Genomic DNA, 24568 nt, shown 5'->3' on the forward strand with positions numbered 1-24568 from the left:
TTTAATAAACTATTTAAAAATTTACAATGAAAAAAATATTCATATTAGCAGTTTTGGCTAGTGGATTAGCTTTCGGGCAGGCAAAAAAAGTAGTAAGCTCTGATGTTCACTGGTGGGGATACAAAGTTGCTAAATCTCAGGCGAGTTCTCACGACGGTACTATTACTGTAAAATCAGGAAACATCGTAATGAAAGGTAATGAAATTGCAGGCGGCTCTTTCGTTTTGGATATGAATTCTATCAACGCAACTGATGTTTCAGGAGAAACGCAGGGGAAATTGAACGGACATCTTAAAAACGGAGATTTCTTTGAGGTTGAAAAATTCCCTACCGCTACATTCAAAATTACATCAGTAAAGAAAAACAACGATAAAATGTACAATCGTACCATTAACGGTGATCTTACGGTAAAAGGTAAAACAAACCCCGTTTCTTTCCCTGCAAACGTTACGGTGAAGGGTGGAGTGGTAACTTTAACGTCAGATAAGTTCTCTTTCGACAGACAAAAATTTGATGTCGCTTACAAATCTTCTATGAAAGATGTTTTTGTGAAAGATGAGATAGAAATGACCGTTAAGGTGAGTGCGAAATAATTTATTTAAAAAAATATTATTAAAAGTGTAGAAGTTCTACACTTTTTTTTATTTTTGTTGAATTGTAAATAAAATATAATGAAAAGATTACTATTGTTTGTTATGATGTGTGCAAGCATATCATTTGTTTTTGCTCAGAAAAAAGGAGATAAAGTTTCGAAAGTGATAACATCCGAGATTAAATGGTGGGGACATAAAGTGGTAAAAACTAAAGCTTCGTCTCACTACGGAAGTCTGAAACTGAAAAGCGGTAAATTTAATTTCGATAAAACGGTTTTGGTAGACGGTGAGTTTGTAATCGATATGAGAAGTCTTATGGTTGCAGATGTTTCTGGTGATGACCAGGTAAAACTGACTAACGAATTGAAAGGAACCAATTTCTTCGAAGTTAAAAAATTCCCTACTGCTAAATTTCATTTAAAGAAAATCATCCCGCTTGCAAACAGCGAATACAATTCTACCATTGTAGGTGATATCACGATCAAGAATATCAGAAAAACAATTTCTTTCCCTGCAAACGCCCATATTACGCAGTTTACGGTAGAAATTGAGTCTTCAAAATTCTCTTTAAACAGAAAAGATTTCAGAATTTTCTATCAGAATTCTTTGAAAGATTATTTCATCAAAGACGAAATGGATATTCAGTTTAAGGTTTCTACTCAAAAAGTTGATAACGAAAGACCTTTGTAAGGTTAAAATTATTATAAATAAAAAAGGACTGCTGGAAATAAGCGGTCCTTTTTTTATTTTAGCATGATGAAAATCTACGTAATAAGCGGTCTTGGTGCAGATTTTAAAGTTTTGGAACGTTTGCAGTTTCCAAAAGAGCATGACGTTGTATTTATTGATTGGCTGATTCCTGAGAATAATGAATCTTTTGGTTCATATATCGAGAGAATGGCTGAAAAGATTGATGATTCGGAGCCGTTTTATCTTTTGGGATATTCTTTTGGCGGTATTATAGTTCAGGAAATTGATAAAATAAAACCCGCTCAAAAAGTCGTTATTCTTGGAAGTATAAAATCTGACAAAGAAAAATCAAAGTTAATCAGGATGGGAGAATTTACAAGAATCCCGAAGTATCTTCCTGTGGGTTTCTTTAGTGACCGTACTTCTCAGCTTTACGCTAAGTTCAGGCAAATGATCTATTCAAAAAATCCAAAAGTGATTGAGTATTTTCAGGTTCGGGATCCTTACTATTTGAAATGGTCTGTAGAAAGAATTTCGGAATGGAAATTTGATGAAAATCCTCATGTGATCCAGATTTTGGGCGACCTTGATATTGTTTTTCCATTAAAAAATTCAAAACCTGATTATATCATTAAAGGGGGTACCCATCTTTTTCCGGCAACAAAATACAAAGAGGTTTCTTTACTTTTAAATAAAATATTTATTTAAATTTTAAAATGGTATTAAATTTATAGGGGTTTACAATTTATTTTTATGTTTTTATCATATTTATTTTTAATTTTGAAGGGGTTAAAATAAAAATAAGTATAATTACTTTTTTTGGTGATTTAAAACAGTTAAAAATATAGAACTCTTATGAAAGTTGGATTAAAATGGAAAGTTTCATTTGTTGTCATTTGCATTGTAGCAATTGGTGGTTTATTCTTCAGACCAGATGTTGATATTCCCAATACGGGAAATTTTTTGAGTGAGAAAGAAATAGTGGGTTCAGATGTAGCCTGGATTCTTGCTGCAGCCGGTTTAGTTTTGCTGATGACTCCCGGTTTATCATTTTTTTATGGCGGAATGGTCGGGAAGAAAAATGTAATTTCCACAATGCTTCAAAGTTTTATTGCTCTTGGAGTAATTTCTATTTTATGGATTGTCGTTGGTTTTTCTCTTTCGTTTGGTGAATCTATAGGTTTTGAAATCGATGGCGTTCATTACGGGATTATCGGAAATCCTTTCACGTATCCGTTTTTTAATCATGTAAGTATTTATCCGCACAAAGCGATGGCTTCAACCATTCCGTTTGTTTTGTTTGCGCTTTTTCAGATGAAATTTGCGGTCATTACTCCGGCTTTAATTACGGGATCGTTTGCAGAGAGGGTTCGATTTATTTCGTATTTGGTTTTTATGGTATTATTCAGCCTTTTTATTTATACACCGCTTTGCCATATGGTTTGGCATCCGGAAGGACTTTTAAATAAATTTTTCGGAGTTAAAGATTTTGCAGGTGGTACGGTTGTTCACATGAGTGCAGGTTTTGCGGCTTTAGCGGGTGCCATTGTTTTAGGAAGAAGAAAAAATCCGCATCATGAGCCGTCAAATATTCCTTACGTTATTCTCGGAACAGGAATGCTGTGGTTCGGATGGTTTGGTTTTAATGCAGGTTCGGCATTAAGCGCTAATGCAACTGCTGCGATTGCTTTCGGAACAACAACAATTGCTTCAGCTTCAGCAATGATGACCTGGATTTTCTTTGATAGAATTAATGGACGAAAAGTTTCTGCTTTGGGCGCATGTATCGGTGCGGTTGTAGGTTTAGTGGCCATTACTCCGGGTTGTGGTTTTGTTTCTATTCAGGAAAGTATTTTTATAGGTTTTATTTCTGCAATTGTTTCTAATTTGATGGTTAATTGGAAAGCTTTAAAAAAGATAGATGACACGCTTGACGTTTTTGCCTGTCACGGAGTAGGAGGGATTATGGGAATGATTCTTACGGCAATTTTTGCTCACGGTGAAAATGCAAGTCTTCTTCACGGAGGATTCGGAGTTTTTGCACATCACATGATAGCGCTGATTTTAGTTTCGCTTTTTGCATTTTTCGGATCGATACTTTTATACAAAATTACGGATAGAATTATTACGTTGAGAGTAAGAGAAGATTCAGAAGAGCAGGGGCTTGATATGTCGCAGCATAGCGAAAGCTTGAAATGGTAAATGCGTTTTAAATCTATATAATTTCTCTTTCTGATGTAGAAATAGCGTTGATTTGTTTTGATATTTTAAATCTGCTCAACGCTAATGTCATTCAAAACGATTCTTTACAAAAGTACACTTCCATGGAATGGTGACTGGTTACATTATGATTAATTGTTTCCATTCTAAGGTATTTTCAATGTATATTTGCTTTTCATGAAAATGGAATTCATTTATGGAATCAATATCAGTTTTTGAAATTATTAAAGTAGGAATTGGCCCGTCTAGTTCGCACACGATGGGACCTTGGAATGCAGCAGCTGCATTTATCAGGATTATAAAAAGAGAAAGATCAATTGCTGAGGTAAAAGAAGTTTTTCTTGAATTTTTTGGTTCGTTGGCAAAAACGGGTATCGGTCACGGAACCGATATTGCCGGAATGTTGGGTCTGAATGGTGAAGATTTTAAGATAATTGACACTACAAAGATTGATGACATTGTTAATCATATCAAAGAATCTCAGATTATTAATTTGGGTGGAGAAAAAGAAATTCCTTTCATTTACGGGCATCATTTGGTTTTGAATATGTCTCAGACTTTAGATTATCATCCAAACGGAATGATTTTTAAAGCAATTTTTGAAGACGGAACCGAGCTTGTACAGGATTTTTATTCTGTAGGCGGAGGTTTTATAATGAGCCAGGAAAAAAAGTCTATTGAAAAAGAATGCGTACGTACTTTATATCCCTGTCACAAATCTTCTGATATTGTAAAATACTGCGAGAAATTAGGTTTCAATAAAATTTCAGATTTAATTCTTATTAATGAAGAAAGCTGGAGAACTCAGGAAGAAACAAGAAAAGAGGCACTTTATATCTGGGAGCAGATCAAAGAATGTATTTATAAAGGAGTCAATAAAGAAGGGATTTTACCGGGCGGACTAAACGTTACGCGCCGTGCTGCCGGAATCAACAGGAAACTTTTAGGAGATAAAATCTACAAAAATAAAAATGAATGGTTTCAGCAGGTTGTTGATGCGGAAGAAAATTTCACCAATATCAATAAGTGGATTTCATGTTTTGCTTTGGCAGTAAACGAAGAGAACGCTAGTTTTGGAAGAATTATCACTGCGCCAACGAATGGAGCGAGTGGTGTAATTCCGGCGGTTTTAATGTATGCTCAGGCTTTTACAGATGCGGTAAGCGAAGATGATATTGCCAGATTTATTTTGGTTGCGGGAGAAATTGGAACTTTATTTAAGAAAAATGCTACCATTTCTGCGGCAATGGGTGGTTGTCAGGCGGAAGTCGGAGTTTCTTCGGCGATGGCTGCAGCTGGTTTAACGGAAATTTTGGGCGGAAGTGTTGGCCAGGTTTTGATGGCAGCAGAAATTGCAATGGAACATCATTTAGGCTTAACGTGTGATCCGATTAAAGGATTGGTGCAGATTCCGTGTATCGAAAGAAATACAATGGGCGCAATCAAAGCGATTACAGCAGCAAATATTGCTTTAGAAAGTGATCCTGCAAAAGCTAAAGTAAGCTTAGACCAAGTAATTCAGACCATGTGGGAAACTGCTCTATCAATGAATGATAGATTTAAAGAAACATCAGAAGGAGGTTTGGCAATTGCGGTGAACGTTCCGGAATGTTAAAATAAAACATCAGTAAGATCTTATAAAAACGTGCGCACCATTTGAGTAAAAGGTGCGCACGTTTTCGTTATAAGATGCGCACGTTTTAGATGAAACATACGCATCATTTGTTCAAAGTAAATTTATGCTTTTACTTAATTTTTGGATATTCATAATCAACCCCATATAAGAAGCTTAATATAGCAACAGCAAACTCATTACCTGCGATGCCGAGACGATCAGCATTTAGAGAATAAGAAATAGAGAGATTATCTTCGCCATTATAAATCATCAAAGAGTTTGTTCCATAAGTTCCGCCGCTGTGACCTACAAATATTTTACTGTGGAAGGGTACAATTGCCAATCCTCTCCCAAATCTGTTTTCGTCAGGAATCATCATTTTTAATGATTCTTCCGAAACCAATTTACGGTCGAAAATAGAATTGATGATGAGATTTAAATTATTCGGAGTTGTCGCAATGTCACCCACACCAACAACGTTATTAAAATCGAAATCGTTTATTAAATTCCATTTTGTATCATAAGAATAAGGTTTATAAACATTCGCAGGTTTTTGACCAGCCGTGTGAAATTGTTTTAATTGTAAAGGCTTAATAATAGATTCGTTCAAATTTTCTGCGTAAGATTTCTTTGAAATTTTCTCAAGAATTTTCGATAATAAATAATATCCGGAATTTGAATATTGCTGATTAGAACCTGGATCAAATAACAATCCCTGCTCAATTATTCTTTCGATAATCTGTTGTTCTGTTGCTTTTTTTGTAAGCCATCTCGCATCGTTCTTGCCTTGCACATAATCTCCAAGACCGGCGCTGTGACTAAGTAACTGAGAAATTGTAATCTTATCTGAACCTGGAATCTGAGGAAAAAATAGTGAAAGTTTATCCGTAAGGTTTAATTGTTTTTTTTCGATAAGTTTAAAAATCATAATTGCAGTCATGGTCTTAGAAATAGATCCAATCTGAAATAGTTCATTCGCGTTTTTAAAATCCGGAAGATTTTTCTCTCCAAAATTCTTTGCATAAATTTCTTTTCCATCTTTAAATATGGAAATTTCTCCTGCTAAGGCATTGTTTTTCTCTAAATAAGAAACAAAATCGTCAATTTTTTTTAAGCTTTCAGCCATATTGGAAAGTTTAATGACCTCAAGAGTTTTGTCTTTATTTTTTGTTTTATCGAAAGGTTTTAGTGTTAGTGGTAAAACCATTCCGTTTTGTGTAAAAGTTCCGATGATTTCAGAGCTTTTCATTGTTCCTTTGAATTTTGCATTCATTGCTGTATGTTCAAAACTCAATTCGTTATTAACAAAAGATGTTTTATCGATGGGAATTCCTTCCGCACCTTGCAAAGGGCTATCGAGAGTAGATTTATATCCATCTTTTTCTTTTTGGATATTGATGATCAGAGGAAGTTTATTGCCTTGAATTTCAAGTTCGCCCATCCATGAGCCTACAATTTGTTGAGCAAAAACCGAATTAAAAATCAAGAAGCAGAAGAAAAGTAAAAATTTATTTTTCATATTTTTTAATTTATAAAAGTTGCATTGTAAGCATGGTTGTTAATAGTAATACTGCAAAAATTACGATATGACGCCAGTCTTTCATATTGGTAGCAGTTTTAAAACCATTGAAGAGAATCGCTATTCCATAAGCTGTGATTGCAAGTGATATGAAAGAATAGATGGTAATGATTACAACAGAAATCGTATCGATTTCATAGGATTGATTTTCTACAGAAGCCATAATTTGTTTCTGCGCATTTTTAATCAAAGGTATTTCTGATATGAGTAATAATAAAATTACGATAAATTGGGAAATGAAAATAGGATTTACGACATCAATAAAGCGCGTTCTTTTATTAATTATTTTTCCATAAACAAAGAAAATAACAATACTTATCGCATAAACAACTAATGTTGATAATATAATTTTTAATAATGAATCTTCTGAGTCTATCGACCTGAAATGAAACAAACTGTCTGTTTGAAGACCAACAGAATAACCGAATGAAAATACTGCGGTAATTGATACCAATCCCGCAATAAGCAAAGTTTTTTCATCAAACTTCAAAAAAGGATTAAAAATAGTTTTCCAGCTCATAGATATTATTTTTTTAGTTGATCAATTTTTTTGATAAGATCATCCATTTTATTTCTCATGGTGGGATAAGAAAGTTCTGCCTGTTTGGCCATTTCCTTGATGCTTCCACTGGAGAGAAAAAAGTTTAAGATAAAATCCTGCTCATCTCTGTTGAGTTTTAAAAAAACCGGAAGTTCATAATCACCGTTTACATTGGTTCCGCAATCGGGACATTTCATTTGGCTTACATTGAGCGTGTGATCGCAACTCGGACAAATTATAGGAAGTTTCATTAACTTTTGTTTTTACAAATGTAATATTATTTTGAATAAAGTTAAAGTTATTTTTAATAAAGTTAAATGTTGGTTTAAATTTAAAATAAAAAAACTTCCCAAGTAAGGAAGTTTAATTTTTATGAAAAGTCTTTATTTATCGAGTATTCCGCGGATTTTATTAGCGTTGGTAATCAATTCTTCCAGATATTCGAAATTATCTTTTTCTAAAGCAGATTTGAATTTTCTGAGTTGGGAAATATGTTCGTTTAAAACATCAAGCACATTTTCTTTGTTTTGTTTAAAAATAGGAACCCACATTTCAGGATGCGATTTTGCCAAACGCACCGTGCTCGAAAAACCTGAACTCGCCAATTGAAATATAGTGTCTTCTTCTTTTTCTTTCTCTAAAACGGTGTTGGCTAGAGCGTAAGAAGTAATATGTGAAATATGTGAAATATACGCAGTGTGAATGTCGTGATCATCGGCATTCATGTAAATTAAATGCATATCGAGACTCTTTACGACATTTTCTACGATTGCCAAAGCATCTTCTGCCGATTCTTCACGGTTGCATATCACTCCGGCTTTTCCTGAAAAACTTTCGGCAACTGCGGATTTCGGACCGTGGTTTTCAGTTCCCCACATTGGGTGAAAAGCGACAAACCTTAATCTTTTCGGGTGGTTTTTTACTGCATTTACAATTCCTGATTTTGTAGAGCCAACATCCATCACCGTTTGCTGATCCGAAATTAAATCTAAAACTTCAGGAAGAATTTTTCTCGCCGAATCTACAGGAATAGCAATGATAACCAAATCTGAATTTTGAATTCCAGTTCTTAAGTCTGCTTTTTCATTAATGATATTTAAGGCTAAAGCTTCATCAAGATTTTCGGTATTATTGTCGATTCCGTAAATGAAATCTGCTGTTTTTTTCTGTTTTAATTTTAAGGCGATTGATCCACCGATTAATCCTACACCAATGATACTTATTTTCATTTGTTTAAATTTTAAAAATAAAAAACCTCGCCAAAGGACGAGGTTTTAGTTATATATACAAGAAATCCTTATCCCAGATCTGAGTTAAAAATTCCGTAATAATATGTCTTGTTTGTAATCACAGGGCGAATTTATGAATTTTTTTGAAAATATTGTTGTTTTTATAGTCATTTTTGTTTTGACTTAGAAAGCTGTATCGTTAAGAAAAATAAAATCTATTCCGTTAAAAATTTCCACTGTTTGAGTGCGACATAATATTGAGACGAATAATAATCTGAATTCATATGAGTTTTTGGAATTTCAGGAATAAATTTTATTTTTATCTGAAGATTTCATTCTTGAACTTTTGGTACTTTTACCTTAAGGTATAAGTACTTTATTAAAAACTAAAAGTAAAACTTCATTTTTCTTCATTGGTCTTTCTGTTTGACCACTCATCCCGATTTCATATATTTGTTCATTATTCAAAATATGGAGGCAACACAAGATAAAAGGCTATTTCTCATCGATGCTTATGCGATGATTTTCAGAGGATATTATGCATTGATCAGAAGTCCGAGAATTACAAGTACAGGAATTGACACATCTGCAATTTTTGGCTTTACCAATTCTTTGATTGAACTGATCAGAAGGGAAAGACCTACCCATTTGGCTGTTGTTTTTGACGTCGGTCAGGCAAGTATAAGAACGGTTGATTATACCGAATATAAAGCCAACCGAAGCGAAACTCCCGAAGCTATAAAAATTGCGATTCCATATCTTCACAGGATTTTAAATGCAATGCATATTCCGCATTTGGGAGTAGAAGGTTACGAAGCCGATGATATCATAGGAACCATTGCTTGCAAGGCTGAAAAAGAAGGGTACACTACTTTTATGGTGACTCCTGACAAAGATTTTGCGCAGTTGGTTACCGATAAAATTAAAATGTATAAACCAGGTCTGAAAGGAGGTGATATTGAGATTTTGGGAGTAGAAGAAGTTAAAGCTAAATATGAAATTGAAGACCCAAAACAGGTGATCGATTACCTGGCAATGATGGGCGATGCAGTAGACAATATCCCTGGATTGGATGGTGTTGGTGAAAAAACAGCGATGAAATTCCTGAAAGAATTCGGAAGCATTGAAAATCTCTTAGCGAATACCGATAAGCTGAAAGGTAAGCTGAAAGAAAAAGTGGAAGCTTCTGCCGAACGTGGAATTTTATCTAAAAAATTAGCAACCATTATTTGTGATGCTCCTGTAGAATTTCATCAGGAACAATATGACCTTGAAACTCCCGATTTTGAAAAGGTAAAAGAAGTTTTTGACGAGATAGAATTCAGAAGATTATACGAAAATCTGTATCGTGCTTTTGCGCCTACAGAAACGGTTACGGTAAAAACTACCGTTATTTCTCAGGATGGTATAACGGTGACAGAAGTTGAAACTCAGGTTACAGAAACTCCACAGCAAAAAGTGGCTAAAAATGTTGGCCAGCTCGATCTTTTCGCAACTTATGAAGAGCTTGATCAGGCAACTTCTACAAAATCTACGATTACAGAAAACGATCATTTATATCAGTTTGTAGACAATCCGAAAGCGCAGAAAATATTAGTTCAAAATCTATTGCAGCAAAAAGCCGTTTGTTTCGACACAGAAACCACATCGTTAAATGAACTGGAAGCAGAATTGGTAGGAATGAGCTTTTCTTACAAGAAGGGTTTAGCATATTATATTCCGCTTTCTGAAGATCAGGGTGAGGTCTTGCAGACGTTAGAAATTTTCAGACCTTTCTTTGAAAAGGAAGATATAGTAAAGATCGCTCATAATCTAAAATTTGATTATAAGGTCTTGCAGCAATATAATATGACGGTAAAAGGAGCAATGTTTGATACCATGATTGCGCATTACCTTCTAAATCCTGACGGAAGACATGGGATGGATTATCTTTCAGAAGTTTATTTAAATTATAAACCTGTTTCCATAGAAACCATTATTGGGAAAAAAGGAAAAAATCAGGGCAATTTCAGAGATGCAGATTTGCGTACGCAGACCGATTATGCAGCAGAAGATGCAGATATTACTTTCCAGTTGTACGAATTATTTGCACCACAATTAAAGAAAGAAAATTTAGAAGACCTTTTCTTCAATATCGAAATGCCTTTGATGGAAGTTTTGGCTAAAATGGAATTGTCCGGAATCTCTTTAGATGAAAAATGGCTGGCTCAGGAAAGTATTGATTTAGAAAATGATTTAAGACAATTAGAATCTAAAATATTTGAAATTTCGGGTGAAGAATTTAATATGAATTCACCGAAGCAATTGGGAGAAGTTTTATTTGAAAAAATGCAGCTCGACTCAAAAGCCAAGAAAACAAAAACCGGACAATACGCAACTTCAGAAGATGTTTTACAGAAATTATCTTCGAAGCACGAGATTATTCAGCATATTTTAGAATACAGAACGTATCAGAAACTGAAATCGACTTATGTGGATGCATTGCCGTCGCAGATTGATAAAGACGATAATCGTGTGCATACCAATTTCTCACAAACTACTGCTGCGACAGGTCGTTTGGCAAGTGTAAATCCGAATTTGCAGAATATTCCGATCCGTACATTAAGAGGTCAGCAAATCCGTGGAGCGTTTGTTTCAGGAGAAGGAAAGAAGATCATTTCTGCCGATTATTCGCAGATCGAATTGCGTCTGATTGCGGAAATTTCCGGTGAAGATAATATGATCAAAGCGTTTCAGGACGGTGAAGATATTCACGCTTCTACGGCGGCAAAATTATTTAATATTCCGTTGGAAGAAGTTTCAAAAACGCAGCGTGGACAGGCGAAAACCGTCAATTTTGGAATTTTATATGGTCAGGGAGCTTTTGCTTTGGCAGAACAAACCGGATTATCGAGATCAGAAGCTAAGCAAATGATAGAGGCGTATTACGAAACCTACCCAAAATTGAAAGAATACATGGCAGAGCAAGTGAAAAGAGCTCGTGACATCGGCTATGTAGAAACCATTTTAGGAAGAAAACGTCACTTGAAAGATATCAATTCGGGAAATTTTGTGGTGCGAGCTCATGCCGAAAGAAATGCAGTTAATGCTCCTATTCAGGGAAGTGCAGCTGATGTTGTGAAAGTGGCAATGATTAAAATTCAAAAAGAATTAGAAAAGGAGAAACTACACACAAAAATGCTTCTTCAGGTACATGACGAATTGGTTTTCGAATCTCCTATCGATGAGGTAGAAGTGGCTACAAATATCATTAAAACAGAAATGGAAAATGCTATAGAAACACAGGTTCCTTTATTAGTTGAGGTTGGAGTAGGAAAGAACTGGCTGGAAGCGCATTAAGAAATAACTAAAAAACTTCTGTCGAAAGGCAGAAGTTTTTTTACAATTTTCTATAAATGCTTACATTTTTATCACCAAATTTTTCAATATATCCTTTTTCCAATGCTGTTTTCAAGTCACGACTTGCAGTAGCAGAAGAGATTTCTGAAAACTTTTTCATGTAATCTTTTCTAGAAAACTCTTTTTCTGTACTTTCTAAGAAAATAGAAATCCGATCATTTTGGGTAAGTTTTCTAATGGTATTGGCTAGAAGCTCTGATAGTGATTTATCAATGATTTCTAACATATATTCTATGAATTTTGTGGAGTGTCCTTCTTTATCAGACTGAGAAAGTGCATGATAATATTGAGGCTGATTTTTAGAAATCAATGTTTCAAAAGGCAAGAATTCAAATACAGGAAATTCATTCATCAAAATTAACGTTTGCCAAAGTCTACCCATTCTGCCATTTCCATCCATAAAGGGATGAATAAATTCCATTTCATAATGAAACACACAACTTTTTATCAGACTTAATTCTGAATTATCTTTTAAATAATAAAAAAGTTCCTTCATCAAATATGGTATATTTTCTGATGGTGGAGCGATATGTTCTACTTTCGAACCTTTTAAAATTCCAACTCCTTTTGTTCTGTATTTTCCTGGATTTTCAACGAGACCATTCATTAAAGTTTTATGAGCTTTTAAGTAATCCTTTTCAATATTAAATTTTAATCTATCTAATTCCTGATAAACTTTCAAAGCATTTAAAACTTCTTTAATATCTTTTTCAGGTCCTAAAACTCTTTTGTTTTCTAAAATTGATGTAATTTGATCTTCTGAAAGAGTATTTCCCTCAATACTTAATGAGGAATGAATGGTTTTAATTTGGTTCTGTTTTCTTAACTGAGGATTGTTTTTAATTAAATAATTAGCATTTACCTCACCTATTTTTTGAGAAATATTTGAAATTAAATGTAAAATTTTAGAAGTAATCTGATATGGTGGTTTCATAGTGATAGTATCATTTGATACTATCAAAGATAATGAAATTAATACTCAAACTCAATTCCCCCTAAATAAACCAAAGAAAACTCATCATTTTCCACAGATTTAGGTTGCGGAATCTGTCCTTGGCTTACAAAAACCAGAGAGTTGATATCAAACTTAAGATTCATCTCGTTGATTCTGTTGTATAAAACCGGAAGCCACTGCTCGGCAAAAGAATATTCAGAAAAATGCTGCACGCTTTGTTCGAAACCATATTCCATCAAATCCTGATCAAACCAAAGGGTGTCTTGTGACTCCGCAAATTTTGAAATATAAGTGTCGTCAGATTCTTCTTCGATGTAGTAATTCTCATCTTCCTCTACAAACTGGAAAAAATCTTCTTCAGTTCTGAAATTTCCTACCCAAAAATCTAAAATCTGTCTATCCATAGTATTTATTCAAAGCTCAAAGGTAAGAATATAGTTTTTGGATTCAAAAATTTAGATAAGTTTTGTAATTGTTTTTTCCGTCACTTCGAGTAGCGCAGCGTATCGAGAAGTTATTTATCAATTTAGTTCTCGATACAAAATTCTTGCAGAATTTCATTCGAACTGACGAATATTAATAAGTATATTAAACCTTCAAAACCCCTCTGAAAGCTCTTGCCGCATAATAAGAATCGGCTCCGTTGTGATACACAAAAACGGTATTGTAGCGGCGGTCACAGAATAAAGCACCTCCCAATTCTCTGATTTCTTTCGGAGTTTTAATCCAGCTTGAAGTTTTCTGGTCAAATTTTCCTACACTTTGTAAATAACGATATTGTTCTTCGGAAAGAATTTCTACGCCCATTTCTTTGGCAGCAGTCATTACATCATTTTGCGGCTTATGTTCTTTTCTGGAATCTAAAGCTTCGCGGTCATAGCAAAAGCTTCTTCTGCCTTTTGGACTTTCTGAAGAACAATCGAAGAAAATATATTCATCCGTTTTTTCATCATAATCGACAATGTCGGGTTCTCCGCCAGAAATTTCCATTTGGTGTAGCGACCATAATTTTGATGGATTTAAATTTAATTTCGCCTCAACTTTTGACCAGTCCAGATTTTCATGACGGCTTTTGTTTTTCTCAAAACGCTGTTGCAGGATATCAAGAAGTTCTATGGTTTCTTTTTCAGATAATTGTTTTTTTTGTGGCATTTTCTTCAGATTTTTTAGATTTAAAACTAAGGAAACTCAATCAGTTTATCGTTTGGCAAATCGTATTCGTAGATTATATCGGTTTCAGGATCGATATAAAGCCATTGAAAAGGACTTACTCGATGCTCAAATTCTGTATAAATTCCCAAAACGTAATATTCTTTTTCATTCTTCATTTGCTTTTCAACAGAATATCCGAGCTGCTCTTTATTTTTGAGAGAAATTTTTATCAAATCTTTCTTTGAATTGGCGATATAGTATTCTGCAAGCTTGTATAAATGATCTAAATAGCTGCTGGAAAGTTCATTTTCTTTTGAATAATGATACTTAATTGGCATATTATATTCTCTTCTGAATTTTGAAACTTTTCCGTCTTTTATTTTTTTCGCAGAAACAATCCATTCTGCATTTTGAGGCGTTTCTCCGTCTCCGGCAATGTAGATCGAATCGTTTTTATATTCAATGGCGATCAGATCACCTCTCAGAAAACTGCGGTCGTTATTTTGGTCATTGATATAACTGATTTCTTCTTTTCCTTTTTTACCGTTGAGTTGTGAATAATCAAAATCGTCATTATAGGAAACAAATTCGATGGTGTCCCGTTTTAAAGAATCTTTTTTTACGGCAATTCGCTGAATCTCTTTTTTTCGTTCGGCCTTTTTATCTTTATTTTTTTCCGGACCTGGACTGCAGGAAATACAATAAACCAAAAGTGAAAATGCAACAATTTTCTTCATATTATTGTGACTTGGATTTCAAAAATAATAAAATTTGTTTATTGTGTGATAATTTTTAAACCGCAAAAGTTACAAAAGATTTCAGTAGGTATAAGCTATTCAAAAGCAAGCAAAAATAATAATGAAAAAAGGTTATTACCTTTTACGTCCTTTTGAAATTTCTTTTTTTTAATGATTTCTTTTGTAGCTTTTGCGGTAAAATTCAAACATTATCTTTTTATCTTGAACTGAAGATTTTAAGAAATTCTTTTTCCCTTTTCACTTTCCGAAATAGTTTTTTCTAATCGTGAAATCTGTGTTTTCTCCTGTTTTGCACTCATAATCCAATGTATCCTCACCTTTTTATAAGATGGAGCTTGTTTTTCAAAAAATTCCCAGGCTTCTTTATTTGCTTTAAACTGTTTTTCGTATTCTGATGTTAGTTTTGCAGGTTCTTTTTCGTGAGAATAAATACCGGATTTTTCTTCCTTCCTAAGTTTGAACGCTTCTAAACCTGCTTCCTGCATCAATCCTGCTTTGGAAAGCTCTTCGATTTTTTTAATATTCACAACGCTCCAAATACTTGTCGGTTTTCTTGGCGTAAAACGGATGCTGTAACTTTCTTCATCAATCGATCTTCTCACGCCGTCAATCCAGCCAAAACATAAAGCCTGATCTACAGATTCAGACCATGTAATTGATGGTTTTTTGGTGCTAACTTTATAAAAACCTACCAATAATTCTTGTTCGGTTTTATGGTTTTTCTTGAGCCAGTTTCTGAAATCTTGCGGTGTTGGAAAGAAGGTTGCAGACATATTTATTTGCAATTAGTTTTATGTAAATCTAATAATTTTTATTTTTTTTGATTTCCTCAAAAATTGAAATCTGCTCAGTTGTCAGATTTTGTAAACGAATGATACGTCCTTTTGATTGTAAATAGTTGGGATAAGATATTAAGTCAACACTTTGATTACTTATCTTCATTTCTCTCAGTAATATTCTAGATCGGGTAAGTTTTTTATCAGAATTTGAAAAGTTTAAATTTATTTTTCGCATCGGAATAACATAAAAACTTTTAGGAAAAATAAAAATTGTATTGTCATTGATTAGTAAATCGAAACTACAGAGTTGTATCTTTTTTTGCAAATATCCGCCATCTGAAATAATAAGTCCGCGGATATTTTTTAAGTATTTTGAGTTTGATACGGAATAATTTTTAATAATTTTTCTCTTTTCAAAAAAGAAATAAATGACAGAAATCATCAACGATAAGATGATTGCTGGAAAAAAATAAGATAAAATAGAATCAAACATTTTTCATGATTTAAGAATAGTTTTCAGGTTTAATTACGACTAAATATAAAGAATTAAATTAAAATACATAAACCTTTTTACTATTTCCATTTAATGAAATTAAAAATAAATCGTTGCAATAGATTTAATATAAAATAATAGTAGCAGGTCTTATTTTTTGAATCCGTAAATTTGTATGATGTTCTAAAATTTTAGAACCGTAAAAAGAGAATATGATAGACAAAACGTATAGAGAAACACATTATACCGATAAAAACAACTACGATTATATTACCATTACCAACGACGAAAATAAAGTAAGAATTTATACCCTGAAAAATGGTTTGAAGATTTTTCTTGCCCAGAATTTCGACGCTCCAAGAATTCAGACTTATATTCCGGTAAGAACGGGGAGCAACAACGATCCTTCCGATAATACAGGTCTAGCGCATTATTTAGAACACATGATGTTTAAAGGTACATCAAGAATAGGAACCCACAACTGGGAAAAAGAAAAAGTTTTAATAGAAAAAATATCAGACTTATACGAAGAGCATAAAACTGAACAAAATCCTGAAAGGAAAAAAGAAATTTATCAGAAAATTGACGAGATTTCTCAGGAAGCAAGCCAATACGCTATTGCCAATGAATATGACAAGGCGATTTCTTCTTTAGGCGCTACCGGAACCAATGCACATACCTGGTTTGACGAGACCGTTTACAAAAATAATATCCCCAGCAACGAGCTCAAAAAATGGCTGAAAGTAGAGAAAGAACGCTTCTCGGAAATAGTTTTGCGTCTTTTCCATACCGAGCTGGAGTCTGTTTATGAAGAATTCAACCGTGCACAGGATAACGATTCACGTCTGGTAAATTATGAATTGATGGATGCTCTTTTTCCTACGCATCCCAATGGTCAGCAAACGACTTTAGGAGATCCTGAACATCTGAAGAACCCTTCAATGAAGGCTATACATAAGTATTTTGATGAGTATTATGTTCCCAATAATTATGCAATCGTTTTAGTTGGTGATTTAGATTTTGAAGAAACAGTTATGCTGGTTGATGAATATTTTGGTAAAATCCCATACAGAGAATTACCGAAGAAAGATTTAATCATAGAAAAACCACTTACAGGGATTGTTGAAAGAACTGTAAAAAGCCCGACAACACCAAGACTTCAGATAGCCTGGAGAACCGACAGCTACGGAACCAGAGAAGCGATGCTTGCTGATATTACGGCTAATATTATGAGTAATAGGGGAGAAGCGGGAATATTGGATCTAAATATCAATCAGACCCAAAAAATGCTGTTTGCCCAAGCGTATTCTTTAGGCCTAAAACATTATGGTTATTTCTCAATAGTTGCTGTTCCAAAAGAAAATCAGACTTTATCTGAAGCAAAAGAAATGATGCTGGAACAAATTGAATTACTGAAAAAAGGAGATTTCCCAGATTGGATGCTTCCTGCAATCATCAATGATTTTAAACTGCAAAGATTAAAAGGTCTTGAGACCGCAGATGGTCTTGCCACAAATCTCTACGATACGTACATTAAAGGCAAAACCTGGCAGGAAGAGCTTGGCGAAATGGATGAATACGCTTCTTTTACCAAACAAGATATTATTGATTTTGCGAACACGTTTTTTAAAGATAATTATGTGGTTATCAATAAAGAAAAAGGAGTTAATGATCAGCTTTTAAGAGTTGATAATCCGGGAATTACACCGATTAAAATCAATCGCGAAGCAAAATCAGAATTTTTACAGGAAATTTTGGCTGATCAAACAGAAGATGTAAAGCCTGAATTTATTGATTATCAAAAAGAAATTAAAACTGAAACCGTTCAAAATAAAAAAGTAAGTTTCGTTGAAAATAAATATAATGAAATTGCCCAGGTATATTTTATCTTTCCTTTTGGTAGTGACCACGATAGAGATCTGGGGATTTCTACACAGATTTTGCAGTATCTCGGAACAGAAAGATTTTCGTCTGAAGATTTAAAGAAAGAATTCTTTAAAATAGGGATTAGTAATGATTTTAAAACCAGTGCAGATCAGCTTACGATTTCTTTAAGCGGATTGGAATCTAATCTTGAAGAAGGTATTTCGTTATTGCAGCATTGGATGCATGATGTAAAGCCAGACCAGGAAATTTATAATCAGTTTGTGGAAACCATTCTGGAAAACCGTGAAGCGTTGAAAAAAGACAAAAACCGTATCATGACGGCTTTAACGAACTATACGAAGCTTGGGAAAAATTCAAGATTTTTGGATATAATTTCGAAAGAAGAACTTGAGCAGGCAAAAGTGGAAGAATTTACAGATCGAATGAAAAAGCTGTTTGGTTTTCCTTACCAGATTTTCTTCTATGGAAAAGATTTTGAAAGCTTTAAGAATTATATTCCAAATTATATGGTGAATGAAGTCTTTACGATTCCTGAAGCTAAAAAATATCCCGAACAGGAAACAACAGGAAAAGTATATTTCACCGATTATGATATGGTACAGATGGAAATGAGCAAGATTGGAAGAAGCCAGAATGTAAACCCTGAAAACTTTGGGAAAATAAATGTTTTTAATGAATATTTCGGTCGGGGATTATCATCAATTGTCTTCCAGGAAATTCGTGAAAGTAAGAGTTTGGCCTATTCGGCGTATGTTTCTTATTCACCAAATTCACAACTGAATCATCCGGATTATATCACAACATACATCGGAACTCAACCAGACAAATTACAGATTGCGGTGGATACAATGAGCGATTTGATGAATAAACTTCCTGAAGTTCCGGTTCAGTTTGAAAATGCAAAAAATTCTGCATTAAAACAGATTGCTTCTGCCAGAATTACCAGAACCAATATTTTCTTTAATACTTTAAGATTGAAGAAACTGGGAATTAATTATGATTTCAGAAAAGATATTTATCATCAAATTGAAAATCTGAAATTTAGTGATCTTAGAGAATTTTATCAGACCGAGATAAAACCCATACAATTTAACACAGCCATCATTGGAAAAAAAGAAAATCTGAATATGGATGCGGTGAACGAAATGGGAAGTTTCGAAGAAGTAAGCCGGGAAGATATTTTCGGATATTAAAAAAAAGTAAGCGGCGAAATCAAAGATTTCGCCGCTTACTTTTTACTTTACATTATTTTACAATTTTCATCTCATCAATCAGCCATTTCGAATCGGCAAATTTATCAATAATGAAAAGAATGTATTTCGTATCTACCATGATGTTTCTGCTGAAACGAGGATCGTAATTGATGTCACTCATCGTTCCTTCCCACTGTCTGTCAAAATTCAAACCAACAAGATTTCCGTGTGCATCCAAAGCAGGGCTTCCGGAATTTCCGCCAGTTGTGTGGTTGGTTGCTGTAAATCCTACAGGAACATCTCCACTTTTATCTTTGTAATTTCCGTAATCTTTTTTGTTGTAAAGATCAATCAGCTTTTGCGGAACATCAAATTCATAATCTCCGGGAACATATTTCTCCATAACTCCGGCTAAATGCGTTTGGTAATCATAAGTTACCGCATCTTTTGGAGTAGATCCTTTTACTTTTCCGTACGTTACACGAAGCGTAGAATTGGCATCCGGGAAAAATTTTCTGTCTTTATCAGTAGCCATTTGCTGCGCCATATAAGTCTTTTGCAAGGCATCGATCTTAGTCTGTAAACTGGTAAATTGCGGATCGGCAGTTTTCATATAAGTATCTTTAATGCTCATAAATAACTGATAAACCGGATCTTTTTTAATAGTTTTAATCAGTTTATCCTGATTTGAAAAAGCTTTTTCAATATCTCCGTTAAGAGCAGCACCATTCACCTGGCTTCTTCCTGTAATAACAGAATTTTTTGATAATTCTTCAAAATTTGCAATATTCTGAGCTTCATTTTTATATTTATCAAAACCGGCTGGCAAAAACTGAGCATCCGTTTTATTAGCATATAATGCTAAAAGTTTAGCGGTAACTTTAGAATCCAGTTCAGCGCTGTAATCTTTGTAGAAAGAAGTTAGTTTGTTTTTAAAAGCAGTAATTCCTTTTTCATCCATTCTTCCGGCTTCTACAGAAGTAATATAATTGGAATACATATTTGCCAACGCAAACGTTTCTGCATTTCTTACAACTTCGCTGTAATACGCATTGTTTAAGGCATAAGGCGCCTGGTCGTTATACAGTTTATTCAATTGGTCTAAAGTTGCTTTTACTTCATGATTTTTAGCAACTAAAGAACCTTCATACATTACTTTTTTCTGTACAGCATTAGACTTTTTAAGACCTTCTACTTCACCGATCCATTTTTTCCAATAGTTGGCTACAGATGCGAATTTAGAAGCATATTTAATTCTTGTGGCGTCGTCAGCACGCATTTTTTCGTCTAATGTTTTCAATGCAACGTCTCGTACGGCAATTCTTGCAGGATCAATCTCTTTCATGATTTTTTCTACTGCAATTGCCGGAAGATATTCTGTTGTTCTTCCCGGAAATCCGAATACAAACGTGAAGTCATTCTCTGCCTTATCTTTGATTGAAACAGGAAGGTAATGTTTCGGAACGTAAGGAATGTTGTCTTTAGAATATTCTGCCGGCTTGTTGTTTTTATCAGCATAAATTCTGAACATCGAGAAGTCTCCCGTATGTCTCGGCCAAACCCAGTTATCTGTATCACTTCCGAATTTTCCGATGCTTTGAGGCGGTGCACCCACCAAACGTACGTCTTTATATGTTTCGATTACATAAGCATAAAACTTATTTCCGTAGTACATTGGTTTTACAGAAATCGACTGATAATTCTCTATTTTCTGAGAATTTTTATAAATCTCAATATTTTTGGCGATTTGTTTTGCTAATTCCGGCTCCTGAAGATTCTCTGTATCTTCTAAAATCTGAGCAGAAACATCTTTAATATCAACAATGAAATCAACGGTTACACCCGGATTTGGAAGTTCTGTAGACATGTCTTTTGCCCAGAATCCGTTTGAAAGAAGATCATTCTGCACTGTAGAATGCGCCTGAATCTGTCCGTAACCACAGTGATGATTGGTAAGTAATAATCCTTTTGGTGAGATGATTTCGGCTGTACAGCCACCGTTGAACTGTACCACAGCATCTTTGATACTTGGTTTCTGTGTATTAAAAATATCTTTAGCAGAAATTTTCATCCCAAGATCTTTCATTTCCTTTTCATTGAGCTCCGTAGGAATCCACATTCCGCCGTATTGCTGAGCGATTCCCCAAGAGAAACTGAAGAAAGCAGAAGCAATAAGAATATTACGTTTTATCATTATTTAAAAATTTTGTCTAAAATACACATTTTAATTTTTTTAAGAAAAGAAAAACCCTTCCTAAAATTAAAATTTAGGAAGGGTTTTCGGGATATATTTTTTTTCAGCTGATGAACTCTATGAAATAAATTTCAAAAGATCTTTTTACACTATGATATACTTTTTATTGTATTGTTTCTGAGAAAGAAAATTTCATCACTTGTGTTTTCTTGCTAGCTGCAAAATAACTGATTATTTTTGAGTAAAAAAATGAACCTATGTTCATAAATTCTGTTTTCTGATACGGCTTAACGCTTGTGGAGTGATCCCGATGTAAGATGCAATATGCTTCAATGGAATTTCCCTGATAAAATGCGGATATGCCTTCGCCAAATTCTTGTAACGCTCTTCTGCGCTGTGTGTAAGTAATGATATTTCTCGCTGAGTTTTTCGCACATACAGACTCTCGGCGGAGATTCTCCCTAAATAATTTCCGACTTTACTTCTTTCATAAAGCTCCTGAATATCATCAAAGTGAATTCTGTATACGACTGTTTCCTGCACTGTTTCCACATTATACGCACAAGGATTTCTGGTAATAAATGAATCATAAGCGCTGCAGAACATATTTTCTGCAATAAAAGAAAATGTAACTTCTTTTGGCGGCTCGGTTGGATGCACCTTATTCACAAAAAAACGAATAATTCCTTTGTCGATAAAATACAGATAATCTTCTACCGTTCCTTCTTTCAAAATCATTGTCTTTTTTGCAAAAACAATCTTCTCAAATTTGTTGACGTGATACAAAGCTTCTTCCTCAGATAGACCTTCTATACTCGTGTAAATATTCAGCAGTTTTTCCATGAAATCCTTATGGATATTAGGTTTTGTAATGTAAAAATACTGTTTAATTTCTTAAACCTAATCCTTAATGAAGTTAAATTATTACTGTTAAATAATAAAAAACAGTTAAAATAGATTTGAAATCGAAGGTGATCTGAAAAATTTGAATTTTAGTGAAAAGCCAATTTTAAAATTGAAAAGAATCAATCTTAGAATCATGCATCATCTGCTGTATAAGATCTTCATGACGGCTGTTTTTCCCGGTAAGAAGCCAGGTTGTGCTGGATGATTCTTTTGAAAACTGCTGTTTGACTACAGTGAATTTTAAATTGTGAATTGTAAATAATTCCCGGCAATAATCAAGATTTTCCTTGTTGGAGACTACAATTTTATATTCACGGATTTTATGATTGTGATCAATATAATTTTGAAAATAGGTGAGTGAACTTAAAATAAGCAAAACCAGTAAAGTGCCCAACAACGACAGATAAACGTATCCTGAACCGACAGCCATACCGATAGATGCAGTTGCCCAAATCGTTGTGGCAGTGGTGATACCGTCGATTTTATTGTCTCCTTTAAAAATAACTCCTGCGCCTAAAAACCCAATCCCGGTAATAATGTTTGCGGCCAAACGATCAGGATCTTTAATTCCGATTTTAACGGAAAGAATAGTGAAAAGACAAGATCCGAAACAAACCAATATAAAAGTTCTCAATCCTGCAGATTTATTTCTGTATTCTCGCTCGGCGCCTATGCAAAGACCGAGGAAAACGGAAATAAAAATCAAAAGCAATTCGTTTTGAATGGAGTGGTCTCTTAGAAAATCCATTGTATAGTTTTAGTGAAATAAAGTTACAATAAAATATATATTTTAGATCCATTTTAATCGTGATGCCATTGTACAGGCTTCTGTGGTATTTGAAACCCGCATTTTTTCAATAATATTTTGGCGATGACGATTTACCGTATTAATACTTATGAACAAAACTTCTGCAATTTCTTTGCTTTTTTTGCCTTGCTGAGTCATTTTTAAAATTTCCTTTTCACGTACGGAAAGAAATGCAGAATTTTCAACTTCAGCTTGATATATTATTGCTCCGTTTGCGGTATTGATAATCATTCCTGTATATGAATCCGATTGAAAAAAGTCGAAATTATAAAGGCAAAGTGAGAGTTCTGTATTGCAATTATCAGAATTAGAAAAATAAAACATTTTATGAATTAATGATTTCTGATTTTGCTTTTCAGAAATTCTTAACCTGCTGATTACACAATAATCTTTGCGTTGCTCAAAAGGAATGGTTTTGATAAACTGAAAAAATTGGAGCTCTAAAACATGCTTTTGCAAAACATCTTCAGCATTTAGCTGATCAAAAAGTTCTTTTTCCCAGATGCTTTCGATTTCCTGTATATTTTTATCTTTAAAAATATTGAGCTCATCAGCGAATTTTCCGGCATAAATATAACTTTTGTCGTTTCTTAAGTCACTTAAAACGGCAATTCCATTTTCTAGTTCGACAAAATTTCTCGCTTTTTCCTGACAGTCTTCCAATTGTCGTTTTTCTTTTTCTTCAGAAGACGTGAAGTTCTGGCGGAGAAGTTGATCGTTTAAATCAGATTGAATATTCTTCATCAAAATGGTTATTAATCAGTATTGATATTAAAATTCTGAGATTTTAATTTTGCTCTATTATTTAGTGTAAAAATACAATGAATTATTGGGAAAATTAACCATCAGAAAATGAATTGTATGGATGCAGATTATTAATTTAAATAAAAAATAAAGTATATATGAAGAAGATTTTAATACGTTTAAGTTTGGTTTTTGCTTTTTTTCAAGGTTTAAAAGCTCAATCTCTTGAAAAAATGACTTGGTTTAATGAGCCGCAGGAATGGGAAATCAAAGATAAAAAACTGACAATGAATGTTACGCCCCAAAGTGATTACTGGAGGATTTCGCATTATGGTTTTACAGTAGATGATGCACCGTTTTATTATTCAACATACGGTGGTGAATTTGAGACGAAAGTGAAAATTACCGGAAATTATAAAGCACGTTTTGATCAGATGGGTTTAATGTTAAGAATCGATGAGCAGAATTATATTAAAGCGGGAGTAGAATTTGTTGATGGAAAATTTAATTTAAGCACGGTTGTTACTCATAAAACAAGCGATTGGAGCGTTATTGTTCTAGAAAAAACGCCACCTTTTGTCTGGATAAAAGCAGTGAGAAGATTGGATGCCGTTGAGATTTTTTATTCGTTTGATGATAAAGAATATGTGATGATGCGAAATGCTTATCTACAGGATAATACGCCTGTAAAAGTCGGTTTTATGGCGGCAAGTCCGGATGGAAACGGTTTCAAAGCTACTTTCGAGAATTTTTCTGTGAAACACTTACCGGATCAGCGACGTTTAGAATGGCTGAAGAATAATCAGTAAAAAGTAAAAACTCCAAAGGCAAAG

22 protein-coding genes are annotated in these 24568 nt (G+C 33.9%); 8 read left to right on the forward strand and 14 right to left on the reverse strand.

All coding sequences use genetic code 11. The annotated features are described in order from the left end of the window. Positions 1 to 26 precede the first annotated feature (26 nt). The 5 genes from EG358_RS07500 (at position 27) to EG358_RS07520 (ending at position 5118) form a co-directional block, all read left to right on the forward strand. Positions 27 to 593 carry a YceI family protein gene (locus tag EG358_RS07500; RefSeq protein WP_076562293.1) on the forward strand — a complete coding sequence of 189 codons (567 nt, stop codon included), beginning with the start codon at positions 27 to 29 and terminating at the stop codon, positions 591 to 593. 78 nt (positions 594 to 671) lie between these two features. After that, complete coding sequence (locus tag EG358_RS07505) at positions 672 to 1283, forward strand: YceI family protein (RefSeq protein WP_076562292.1); 612 nt, start codon at positions 672 to 674, stop codon at positions 1281 to 1283. A 66-nt stretch (positions 1284 to 1349) separates the two neighbouring features. After that, on the forward strand, positions 1350 to 1991 hold the full coding sequence (locus tag EG358_RS07510; protein ID WP_076562291.1) for an alpha/beta hydrolase family protein: 642 nt from the start codon (positions 1350 to 1352) through the stop codon (positions 1989 to 1991). Between the two features lie 147 nt (positions 1992 to 2138). Continuing rightward, positions 2139 to 3485 (forward strand): ammonium transporter, encoded by a 1347-nt coding sequence (locus EG358_RS07515; RefSeq protein WP_076562290.1) that lies wholly within the window; start codon positions 2139 to 2141, stop codon positions 3483 to 3485. 214 nt (positions 3486 to 3699) lie between these two features. Then, complete coding sequence (locus EG358_RS07520) at positions 3700 to 5118, forward strand: L-serine ammonia-lyase (RefSeq protein ID WP_076562289.1); 1419 nt, start codon at positions 3700 to 3702, stop codon at positions 5116 to 5118. Positions 5119 to 5248: 130 nt separating this feature from the next. Here EG358_RS07520 and EG358_RS07525 read toward each other — a convergent pair whose 3' ends face one another. The 4 genes from EG358_RS07525 to EG358_RS07540 form a co-directional block, all read right to left on the reverse strand. After that, a complete protein-coding gene (locus EG358_RS07525) occupies positions 5249 to 6637 on the reverse strand; it encodes a serine hydrolase domain-containing protein (protein WP_076562288.1) in 1389 nt (462 codons plus the stop codon). Positions 6638 to 6647: 10 nt separating this feature from the next. Then, on the reverse strand, positions 6648 to 7217 hold the full coding sequence (locus EG358_RS07530) for a YIP1 family protein (RefSeq protein ID WP_076562287.1): 570 nt from the start codon (positions 7215 to 7217) through the stop codon (positions 6648 to 6650). A 5-nt stretch (positions 7218 to 7222) separates the two neighbouring features. Further along, positions 7223 to 7489 (reverse strand): DUF2089 family protein, encoded by a 267-nt coding sequence (locus EG358_RS07535; protein ID WP_076562286.1) that lies wholly within the window; start codon positions 7487 to 7489, stop codon positions 7223 to 7225. 132 nt (positions 7490 to 7621) lie between these two features. Further along, positions 7622 to 8467 carry a prephenate dehydrogenase gene (locus EG358_RS07540; protein ID WP_076562285.1) on the reverse strand — a complete coding sequence of 282 codons (846 nt, stop codon included), beginning with the start codon at positions 8465 to 8467 and terminating at the stop codon, positions 7622 to 7624. Between the two features lie 471 nt (positions 8468 to 8938). Between EG358_RS07540 and polA the strand changes: the two genes are divergently transcribed. Continuing rightward, entirely contained in the window at positions 8939 to 11806 is a 2868-nt protein-coding gene (gene polA / locus EG358_RS07545) for a DNA polymerase I (RefSeq protein WP_076562284.1), read from the forward strand. Between the two features lie 40 nt (positions 11807 to 11846). Here polA and EG358_RS07550 read toward each other — a convergent pair whose 3' ends face one another. The 6 genes from EG358_RS07550 to EG358_RS07575 all read right to left on the reverse strand — a co-directional run bounded on the left by EG358_RS07550 (position 11847) and on the right by EG358_RS07575 (position 16003). Continuing rightward, positions 11847 to 12800 (reverse strand): Fic family protein, encoded by a 954-nt coding sequence (locus tag EG358_RS07550; protein ID WP_076562283.1) that lies wholly within the window; start codon positions 12798 to 12800, stop codon positions 11847 to 11849. Between the two features lie 38 nt (positions 12801 to 12838). Beyond that, positions 12839 to 13225, reverse strand: coding sequence for an immunity 22 family protein (locus EG358_RS07555; protein ID WP_076562282.1), 387 nt, complete (start codon positions 13223 to 13225; stop codon positions 12839 to 12841). A gap of 184 nt (positions 13226 to 13409) precedes the next feature. After that, positions 13410 to 13973: a DUF4256 domain-containing protein gene (locus EG358_RS07560; RefSeq protein WP_076562281.1), complete on the reverse strand. Its 564-nt coding sequence runs from the start codon at positions 13971 to 13973 to the stop codon at positions 13410 to 13412. Between the two features lie 26 nt (positions 13974 to 13999). Continuing rightward, positions 14000 to 14710, reverse strand: coding sequence for a hypothetical protein (locus tag EG358_RS07565; protein ID WP_076562280.1), 711 nt, complete (start codon positions 14708 to 14710; stop codon positions 14000 to 14002). 236 nt (positions 14711 to 14946) lie between these two features. After that, positions 14947 to 15504, reverse strand: coding sequence for a YdeI/OmpD-associated family protein (locus tag EG358_RS07570; protein WP_076562279.1), 558 nt, complete (start codon positions 15502 to 15504; stop codon positions 14947 to 14949). Positions 15505 to 15532: 28 nt separating this feature from the next. Further along, on the reverse strand, positions 15533 to 16003 hold the full coding sequence (locus EG358_RS07575) for a hypothetical protein (RefSeq protein ID WP_076562278.1): 471 nt from the start codon (positions 16001 to 16003) through the stop codon (positions 15533 to 15535). Positions 16004 to 16215: 212 nt separating this feature from the next. Here EG358_RS07575 and EG358_RS07580 point away from each other — a divergent pair, with 212 nt between their 5' ends. Beyond that, complete coding sequence (locus tag EG358_RS07580) at positions 16216 to 19083, forward strand: M16 family metallopeptidase (RefSeq protein ID WP_076562277.1); 2868 nt, start codon at positions 16216 to 16218, stop codon at positions 19081 to 19083. Between the two features lie 52 nt (positions 19084 to 19135). Here the strand turns inward: EG358_RS07580 and EG358_RS07585 are convergent, their stop codons facing one another. The 4 genes from EG358_RS07585 to EG358_RS07600 form a co-directional block, all read right to left on the reverse strand. Then, complete coding sequence (locus EG358_RS07585; protein ID WP_076562276.1) at positions 19136 to 21277, reverse strand: S46 family peptidase; 2142 nt, start codon at positions 21275 to 21277, stop codon at positions 19136 to 19138. Between the two features lie 261 nt (positions 21278 to 21538). Next, on the reverse strand, positions 21539 to 22120 hold the full coding sequence (locus EG358_RS07590) for a Crp/Fnr family transcriptional regulator (protein ID WP_076562275.1): 582 nt from the start codon (positions 22118 to 22120) through the stop codon (positions 21539 to 21541). A gap of 166 nt (positions 22121 to 22286) precedes the next feature. Beyond that, positions 22287 to 22931 (reverse strand): MgtC/SapB family protein, encoded by a 645-nt coding sequence (locus EG358_RS07595; RefSeq protein WP_076562274.1) that lies wholly within the window; start codon positions 22929 to 22931, stop codon positions 22287 to 22289. A gap of 42 nt (positions 22932 to 22973) precedes the next feature. Further along, positions 22974 to 23735: a response regulator transcription factor gene (locus EG358_RS07600; RefSeq protein ID WP_076562273.1), complete on the reverse strand. Its 762-nt coding sequence runs from the start codon at positions 23733 to 23735 to the stop codon at positions 22974 to 22976. 158 nt (positions 23736 to 23893) lie between these two features. Between EG358_RS07600 and EG358_RS07605 the strand changes: the two genes are divergently transcribed. After that, positions 23894 to 24544 carry a DUF1349 domain-containing protein gene (locus EG358_RS07605; protein ID WP_076562272.1) on the forward strand — a complete coding sequence of 217 codons (651 nt, stop codon included), beginning with the start codon at positions 23894 to 23896 and terminating at the stop codon, positions 24542 to 24544. Positions 24545 to 24568 lie beyond the last annotated feature (24 nt).

Source organism: Chryseobacterium indoltheticum, assembly GCF_003815915.1.
Classification (GTDB): domain Bacteria; phylum Bacteroidota; class Bacteroidia; order Flavobacteriales; family Weeksellaceae; genus Chryseobacterium; species Chryseobacterium indoltheticum.

What these genes read in the sequence shown, in the direction of transcription:
- EG358_RS07500 (WP_076562293.1), top strand. Translation starts at nt 27, where the DNA reads ATGAAAAAAATATTCATATTAGCAGTTTTGGCTAGTGGATTAGCTTTC.
- EG358_RS07505 (WP_076562292.1), top strand. Translation starts at nt 672, where the DNA reads ATGAAAAGATTACTATTGTTTGTTATGATGTGTGCAAGCATATCATTT.
- EG358_RS07510 (WP_076562291.1), top strand. Translation starts at nt 1,350, where the DNA reads ATGAAAATCTACGTAATAAGCGGTCTTGGTGCAGATTTTAAAGTTTTG.
- EG358_RS07515 (WP_076562290.1), top strand. Translation starts at nt 2,139, where the DNA reads ATGAAAGTTGGATTAAAATGGAAAGTTTCATTTGTTGTCATTTGCATT.
- EG358_RS07520 (WP_076562289.1), top strand. Translation starts at nt 3,700, where the DNA reads ATGGAATCAATATCAGTTTTTGAAATTATTAAAGTAGGAATTGGCCCG.
- EG358_RS07525 (WP_076562288.1), bottom strand. Translation starts at nt 6,637, where the DNA reads ATGAAAAATAAATTTTTACTTTTCTTCTGCTTCTTGATTTTTAATTCG.
- EG358_RS07530 (WP_076562287.1), bottom strand. Translation starts at nt 7,217, where the DNA reads ATGAGCTGGAAAACTATTTTTAATCCTTTTTTGAAGTTTGATGAAAAA.
- EG358_RS07535 (WP_076562286.1), bottom strand. Translation starts at nt 7,489, where the DNA reads ATGAAACTTCCTATAATTTGTCCGAGTTGCGATCACACGCTCAATGTA.
- EG358_RS07540 (WP_076562285.1), bottom strand. Translation starts at nt 8,467, where the DNA reads ATGAAAATAAGTATCATTGGTGTAGGATTAATCGGTGGATCAATCGCC.
- polA (WP_076562284.1), top strand. Translation starts at nt 8,939, where the DNA reads ATGGAGGCAACACAAGATAAAAGGCTATTTCTCATCGATGCTTATGCG.
- EG358_RS07550 (WP_076562283.1), bottom strand. Translation starts at nt 12,800, where the DNA reads ATGAAACCACCATATCAGATTACTTCTAAAATTTTACATTTAATTTCA.
- EG358_RS07555 (WP_076562282.1), bottom strand. Translation starts at nt 13,225, where the DNA reads ATGGATAGACAGATTTTAGATTTTTGGGTAGGAAATTTCAGAACTGAA.
- EG358_RS07560 (WP_076562281.1), bottom strand. Translation starts at nt 13,973, where the DNA reads ATGCCACAAAAAAAACAATTATCTGAAAAAGAAACCATAGAACTTCTT.
- EG358_RS07565 (WP_076562280.1), bottom strand. Translation starts at nt 14,710, where the DNA reads ATGAAGAAAATTGTTGCATTTTCACTTTTGGTTTATTGTATTTCCTGC.
- EG358_RS07570 (WP_076562279.1), bottom strand. Translation starts at nt 15,504, where the DNA reads ATGTCTGCAACCTTCTTTCCAACACCGCAAGATTTCAGAAACTGGCTC.
- EG358_RS07575 (WP_076562278.1), bottom strand. Translation starts at nt 16,003, where the DNA reads ATGTTTGATTCTATTTTATCTTATTTTTTTCCAGCAATCATCTTATCG.
- EG358_RS07580 (WP_076562277.1), top strand. Translation starts at nt 16,216, where the DNA reads ATGATAGACAAAACGTATAGAGAAACACATTATACCGATAAAAACAAC.
- EG358_RS07585 (WP_076562276.1), bottom strand. Translation starts at nt 21,277, where the DNA reads ATGATAAAACGTAATATTCTTATTGCTTCTGCTTTCTTCAGTTTCTCT.
- EG358_RS07590 (WP_076562275.1), bottom strand. Translation starts at nt 22,120, where the DNA reads ATGGAAAAACTGCTGAATATTTACACGAGTATAGAAGGTCTATCTGAG.
- EG358_RS07595 (WP_076562274.1), bottom strand. Translation starts at nt 22,931, where the DNA reads ATGGATTTTCTAAGAGACCACTCCATTCAAAACGAATTGCTTTTGATT.
- EG358_RS07600 (WP_076562273.1), bottom strand. Translation starts at nt 23,735, where the DNA reads ATGAAGAATATTCAATCTGATTTAAACGATCAACTTCTCCGCCAGAAC.
- EG358_RS07605 (WP_076562272.1), top strand. Translation starts at nt 23,894, where the DNA reads ATGAAGAAGATTTTAATACGTTTAAGTTTGGTTTTTGCTTTTTTTCAA.